Consider the following 6497-nt stretch of genomic DNA (forward strand, 5'->3'; position numbering starts at 1 on the left):
ACGACGCTCTTCCGATCTTTTTAATAATAGTAGGGAGTAATAATAGTAAGAATGAATAAATATAAAAGTAAGGATGATAATGTTTGATTTTGAATTGAGTTATGTGGAGATTACTATGTAATATATATTCATTTAATGTTATGAAAATCAAAGGAGTTATGCAAAATATTAGTAAATCTCTTGTTATTATTGTTTTTTTAAAAATTAATGTAATTAAAATAAAAAAAATAATAATAAAATCGAAAAAAAAGTATAGTGTTCCGATTGGATATACTATTTTAAAAAAGAATATAGTGAGGATTATTAATGTAATCCATGAAAATATTTTTAATATTTTTTTCTGAGATAGCAAAGTTTTTTGTAAAGTCATCATAGTAAATATGGTTGAAAGATGCTGCCATTATATACTTTAACAAGTAAAATTATTAACTTAAGATTTTTTTGTTCCAAACTTAGGATCTGAATTCCAATCGACTTTCTCGCTATTAGCATAAAGTGACCAATGGAATGGCAAGATAAAATTTAATTAAAATATGTATATACATCTAATTTAGATGAGTATGCATTTTTTCTTGCAATGAAATTGAAATGTTATATTATAACATTGTTCAGAAATTGCAGCCTAGAGTCCGTTCCATGCTTCTCCATAAGAATTTAATTACATTGTCTATTTTTGCTGTTATTGCCCCAGCTGTTTTTGCTGATGAGGATGCTAAAACTCAACAACTCGCCACCCTTAAATTGCAGGCACATCCCTTAGTACAGTCAGCTGCAGATTTTGCAGTGGCTGATCAAGTGATTGATCACAAAAAGCTTGCCGAAGGCGGTACGAGCATTGGTGACGCTTTGGCGGGTGAGCTTGGGGTATCTTCGAACCAGTATGGTTCAGGTTCAAGCCGTCCAGTCATTCGCGGACAGGACGGTGCGCGGGTAAAAATCTTGCAGCATGCTTCTGAAACAGCCGATGTCTCTACGCTTTCACCAGACCATGCAGTAACGGTTGATCCTATTCTGGCGAAACAGGTCGAGATTATTCGTGGACCATCGACTTTGCTGTATAGCGCAGGAACAGTGGGTGGACTGGTCAATGTCACCGATAATAAGATTCCAGCGCAAATGCCTGAAAAGGGTTATGAAGGTCAGCTGGGCTTACGTTACAACACGGGTAGTGATGAAAAACTGGCTAGTGCGGGTGCCACGGTGGCTTTAGCCGATCAGGTGGCTTTACGTGTAGAAGGCTCAAAACGTGATGCCAACAATTATATCGCACCCGGTTATTTCCATGATCATGATGGCGAGTTAGAAAAAGAACGCCGCGTCGGCAATACCTTTGCTGAAGGTGAAACGGTCAATGTCGGATTGTCCTGGATTCATGACCGCGGTTTTAGCGGGATTTCATACAGTAACCGTCAGGACCAGTATGGCTTGCCGGGCCATAGCCATGAATATGAAGACTGCCATCCGCATGATAATGAACTCTTTTGTGGTGACCATTCAGGTCATGCACTGGACCATGATGAACATGATCATGATGAAGAACATGGTCATGCAGCCGGACCGTGGGTCGATTTGAAAACAGAACGCTATGATTTTCGCACCGAACTTAATGATCCTTTTGCCGGCTTTCAAAAGCTGCGTGCCCATGCCAGCTATACTGACTACAAGCATGATGAAATTGAAGAAAATGCTGTGCAAACCAGCTTTAAAAGTAAAGGCTATGATGCACGTTTAGAACTGGTCCACAATCCGATTGCCAACTGGGAAGGGATGATCGGTGCTCAATATAACCAGCAAAAACTGGATATTACTGGGGCAGAAGCCTTACTGGATCCGAACAAAACCCAGAAATGGAGTCTGTTTGCCCTAGAGCATAAACAGTTTGATGATGTACACGTCGAATTGGGTGCACGTTTGGATCAGCAAAAAATTGACATCGATTCCAATAAAAAAGACTTTGATGATTATGGTTTTTCCTACTCAGGCGCGCTGAACTGGGAATTTGCGCCGAGCTATAAATTATCACTGGTCGGTTCGCATCAAGAACGTCTGCCTTTGGCGCAAGAACTGTATGCCAATGGCAAACATTTTGCGACCAATACTTATGAACGCGGCAATGAAAACCTGGCTGCAGAAAAATCCAATAATCTGGAGCTGGGCCTGCACTATGAAAATGGTCCGCTGGATTATCATGTACATGTCTATCACAACTGGTTTGACAACTACATTTATGCGGCAACCACAGATAAATTTGAAAACTTCCGTCTGGTGGATTACACCCAAGATAAAGCCAAGTTTTATGGCGCTGAAGCAGCTGCTTCTTATGCACTGAGTGATACCTATAAAGTGGGTGTGTTTGGCGATTATGTGCGGGGCAAAATCGAGAGTGAAAATGCACCTCGCGTTCCGGCAGGGCGTCTAGGAACCAAAGTGGATGCGAGTTTTGATGATCACTGGTCAGGTCTGGCTGAGTATTATCATGTGTTTAAGCAAGACAAGACGGCCAGCTATGAACAGGAAACTAACGGCTACAACATGTTGAATGTGGGTCTGTCTTATGCGGGTCAACTGAAAGATCGCAACGATTACCGCGTGTATTTTAAAGCCAATAACCTGCTGGATGATCAAGTCTATTCACACGCTTCATTCTTGTCGAATATTCCACAAGTAGGACGTAACTTTACTGTGGGTCTGGAAGTGGGTTTCTAGAAAATCTTATTCTGAAATCTGCTGATCCAAACAGGTGAAACAGAAATCCTCTTGATAAATCAAGCAATAAAACCTAGTCTGATGATATTGGACTAGGTTTTTTGTTATGCGTATTTTTCAACGAATTCATCAGAAACTGAACTGGTCACGCCGTCGTTATATCAGCGTGATTATCGGTTTGCTGGCTTTGGGATATCTCTCCTCGGCCATTTATCATACTTATAAGCCGTTGCCTGAAGGCCTGAATTTTAGCGGTAAGTTGCGTCATGCTGAGGTGAAGTTTATTGCAGATCAAACCTATCTGGATGCGACTGGAAAACAGCAGCAAGACCATCATATTTTTAATGAAATGTTAAAGTTGATTGATGAAGCGCAGACCACCATTGTACTGGACATGTTTTTATTCAATAGCGAAGTAGGGGAATCGACCTTAGCGCATCGCCCACTCGCACAACAGCTCACCGATGCCTTAATTGCAAAACGCGGCGTTCAGCCAAATATTGAAATTAAAGTCATTACCGATCCGATTAATTCTGTCTATGGTGGTCTTGCACCCAAACATTATCGTCAGTTAAGAAACGCAGGCATTGATGTGATTGAAACGGATTTAAGACCACTGCGTGCATCCAATCCAATATGGTCGGGCTTCTGGTATCTCTGTTGTCAGGATGCCGGTAATAATCCTGAAAAAGGCTGGCTCGCCAATCCATTTGGTCAGGAAAAAATTACCCTGCGCAGTTATTTTAATCTGTTTAATTTCAAGGCCAATCACCGTAAAACCTTGGTGGCAGATACAGCTGAAGGCTGGAAAGCTTTGGTGACTTCGGCCAATCCGCATGATGGCAGTTCGCGGCATTCCAACGTTGCCTTGCTGGTAACGGGCAATACCGCAATTGATGTCTTGAAGACCGAAGAGGCAGTCGGCCGAATGTCTAAAGGCAACATTCCTATGGTGATTACCGGGGAGTTTCAGGGTGATCAGTCTTTAGCTCAGGTTCAGGTATTGACGGAAAAAGCGATTTACGATGCAACACTCAAACTGATTGAAACTGCTAAATCCAAAGAGCAGATTGATTTGGCCATGTTCTATTTGTCTGAACGGCATATTGTGAAAGCCCTGATTGCTGCACATGAGCGTGGGGTAAAAGTCCGTGTCTTGCTTGATCCGAATAAGGATGCTTTTGGACGGAAGAAAAATGGTATTCCTAACCGGCAGGTGGCTTCTGAATTAAATGCTGCCGGTGTGCCGGTGCGTTGGTGTAATACTCAGGGTGAGCAATGTCATAGCAAGATGATCATCAAATCAAATGCACAGCGGTCAAACCTGATCTTAGGTTCAGCCAATTTCACTGCACGGAACATCAAAAACTATAATCTAGAAACCAATTTACGCGTGGTCGGTTCATCACAAGCAGCTATATTTAAGGATGCTCAAGCTTATTTTGATACGGCTTGGGCCAACTTGAATGGCAAAAACATGAGTGTCGATTATCGTCAATATGCAGATGAATCGAAAATGAAATATGTGATTTATCGTTTTATGGAATGGAGCGGGTTGTCGACATTTTAGATAATCTCCCTAAATCCCTCTTTTTCAAAGAGGGACTTTCCTCCCTTTATAAAGGGAGGTCAGGAGGGATTTAAAAGCGCATAATGCGCTTTTTTTATTGCGGATTAGGCGGAACCATCTGATCCAGATCTTTATCAGAGAGTTTATCCAGCTCGTGTAAATCTGTTTTGATTTTCCACTGGCTTTCATCTTCAACCGGCTGAGGTAAACGTGCCTCTAACCAGTCACAGACGACATCGGGTGTAAAATCTGGATGATTGCACTGAATCACCCAAGCCAAAAAGTCTTTGGCTTCACCATTCATATAAGGTGGCGGAGAGACAGGCAAAAACTGTGTCGGTAAACGCTCATTCTTGGAAATGTAATTCAATACATGACCTAGTTCCTGTACGGTTTGCCAGGCCAGAGGGTGTTCAATATTGATTTGAAATTTAAACCACCAGGCATGATGACCATCTGAACCATAGGCATTAATTAAAGATTCTTGAATACTTGGAACCTTGCAAAAGAATTGATGTAGGCGGTCAAAACTTAAATCAGACACTCTGTTTGATCCCATAATAAAAAACAGTATTTTAGCATATTCAGCATTTGAGTCGGGATGTCTCTCAATAGAAAATCCGTGAACTATTTCATTTACAAAACTTTGCATTTGCTGTTTTTTTATTCATTTTTTATCCTACACTCGGGATTAAAATAAGTTTTATACAGTAGGTGGGGGGGCTCTTATGAAGTTAGCAGTTCTTTGTGCTTTGAGTGGCATGCTACTCTTGGGAGCTTCTGCAACAACGCAGGCGGAAAATCGCTGGTCAAATTATCGCGGGGTAGATACTACCAAGTATCAACCTCGTCCCTACTATCCGCAAAATCATTATCCACAAAACAGTTATCCTCAAAATCACTATTCGTATCAGCAGCGAAATTATTCACAGCGCTATCCGAATTATCCGCAGCGTCCACCGCATCATCAGAATTATCCGGTCATTCAGAATGGCGTTAGCATTCAATATCAGGCACCTACGACCATCACACAAAACTCTCAAAGTTATAGCTGGGTGAATGGTGATCCGAGAACGGCACGAATTGAAAGCTCAAGTACGACCTTTATCAGTGATTGGGAGCGTTTAGGTTTACCTGCACCGCCGACTGGCACCTATTGGATATATGAAAATGGTCGTTATGTGTTGGTGCCGAATCGCTGATTTGAAACCTCTCCCTAACCCTCTCTTGCGCTTCACTTTAAAAGCAGTGCTTTAAAATGCGCTCAGGAGAGGCAATTATGCTAGTTTAAGCCAATTCATCATCTTGGGGTTGTGGAGTTTTACCTTCAGGCAATGGCTTTTCTGAGTGTTTATCGCGAATCACCGACGGATAGGTCCAGGAAGAAAAACGCACCACCAAAATCGAAAATGCCAGAATCAGAATTGAACCGGTAATAATGACCAGATCCATATCGGCTTTATGGTCATGTTGGATATCTGAAATAAGTAAACGGGTCAGTGCAGTAATGGCAATATAAATTAAAAAACGCACTGGCATATGATTGGTTTTGAAGTAAATACCGACCATGGCACCCAATTCAAGATAAATAAACAGCAGCAAAATATCGTCGATGGTGGCAAACTGTTTAATGGTTAAAATTTCAAATACTGTATGTCCGGCAGACCAGATCACCATACAGCCAATAATAAACAGGGCAATATAGTGAAAACTTTCTACGGCGTTATTTCCGAAACGGTCGAGGAGGGTCTCAATTTTTTCAACTTTGCTATCAGGTTTTGGCATCTTTTCCTCCTGTATCTTGAATGGTTATTTAGATGAATTATCATGCAATTTTCATGCACATTAGAAATGGAAAAATGAAAGATTATAAATAATTTAAGAGAGTGTATTTTTTTTATACTAAATTCATGTAATGTATGAATGGTTATTTCATTGATCAGGGAAAAGAAAATGTTAGAAATAATTCAAACAAAAATTAATAATTTACAGAATGGCAAAAAACTTATTTTAGGTTCAGGGATTAAAATGGACGAAATGCAGAAGCTGATTGCATTATGCGAAAATTTACAAGCCGAGGGGGTGATTAAAATTGTGAAAATGAATCAAGACACACAGCGTGACAAAAAAAGTACAGATTCGATTGTTGTTGAGAAAATCTAATTCATTTTTATCCATAAAAACGCCTGCACATGCAGGCGTTTTTTTATAGCTTATTTTT

Annotated in this window: 6 protein-coding genes; 4 read left to right on the top strand and 2 right to left on the bottom strand. The window is 40.7% G+C overall.

The window, feature by feature from the left end:
• The first annotated feature begins 636 nt into the window (after window positions 1-636).
• Together znuD and B2Y23_RS07600 are read left to right on the top strand one after the other, a co-directional pair.
• Window positions 637-2706, top strand: coding sequence for a zinc piracy TonB-dependent receptor ZnuD (znuD, locus tag B2Y23_RS07595; RefSeq protein WP_291369996.1), 2070 nt, complete (start codon window positions 637-639; stop codon window positions 2704-2706).
• A gap of 106 nt (window positions 2707-2812) precedes the next feature.
• Window positions 2813-4276, top strand: a complete 1464-nt coding sequence (locus tag B2Y23_RS07600; RefSeq protein WP_291369998.1) for a phospholipase D family protein — start codon at window positions 2813-2815, stop codon at window positions 4274-4276.
• 94 nt (window positions 4277-4370) lie between these two features.
• Here B2Y23_RS07600 and B2Y23_RS07605 read toward each other — a convergent pair whose 3' ends face one another.
• Window positions 4371-4820: a hypothetical protein gene (locus B2Y23_RS07605; RefSeq protein WP_291370000.1), complete on the bottom strand. Its 450-nt coding sequence runs from the start codon at window positions 4818-4820 to the stop codon at window positions 4371-4373.
• 184 nt (window positions 4821-5004) lie between these two features.
• Between B2Y23_RS07605 and B2Y23_RS07610 the strand changes: the two genes are divergently transcribed.
• Window positions 5005-5478: an RcnB family protein gene (locus B2Y23_RS07610; protein ID WP_291370002.1), complete on the top strand. Its 474-nt coding sequence runs from the start codon at window positions 5005-5007 to the stop codon at window positions 5476-5478.
• Between the two features lie 85 nt (window positions 5479-5563).
• Here the strand turns inward: B2Y23_RS07610 and B2Y23_RS07615 are convergent, their stop codons facing one another.
• Window positions 5564-6061, bottom strand: coding sequence for a phosphate-starvation-inducible protein PsiE (locus tag B2Y23_RS07615; RefSeq protein ID WP_291370004.1), 498 nt, complete (start codon window positions 6059-6061; stop codon window positions 5564-5566).
• Between the two features lie 168 nt (window positions 6062-6229).
• On the opposite strand from B2Y23_RS07615, the gene B2Y23_RS07620 reads away from it, so the two are divergent.
• Window positions 6230-6439 (top strand): hypothetical protein, encoded by a 210-nt coding sequence (locus B2Y23_RS07620; RefSeq protein WP_291357162.1) that lies wholly within the window; start codon window positions 6230-6232, stop codon window positions 6437-6439.
• The last annotated feature ends 58 nt before the right edge of the window (window positions 6440-6497 follow it).

It is taken from the genome of Acinetobacter sp. UBA5934 (assembly GCF_002430855.1).
In the GTDB taxonomy this organism is placed as follows: domain Bacteria; phylum Pseudomonadota; class Gammaproteobacteria; order Pseudomonadales; family Moraxellaceae; genus Acinetobacter.

What these genes read in the sequence shown, in the direction of transcription:
- znuD (WP_291369996.1), top strand. Translation starts at nt 637, where the DNA reads ATGCTTCTCCATAAGAATTTAATTACATTGTCTATTTTTGCTGTTATT.
- B2Y23_RS07600 (WP_291369998.1), top strand. Translation starts at nt 2,813, where the DNA reads ATGCGTATTTTTCAACGAATTCATCAGAAACTGAACTGGTCACGCCGT.
- B2Y23_RS07610 (WP_291370002.1), top strand. Translation starts at nt 5,005, where the DNA reads ATGAAGTTAGCAGTTCTTTGTGCTTTGAGTGGCATGCTACTCTTGGGA.
- B2Y23_RS07615 (WP_291370004.1), bottom strand. Translation starts at nt 6,061, where the DNA reads ATGCCAAAACCTGATAGCAAAGTTGAAAAAATTGAGACCCTCCTCGAC.
- B2Y23_RS07620 (WP_291357162.1), top strand. Translation starts at nt 6,230, where the DNA reads ATGTTAGAAATAATTCAAACAAAAATTAATAATTTACAGAATGGCAAA.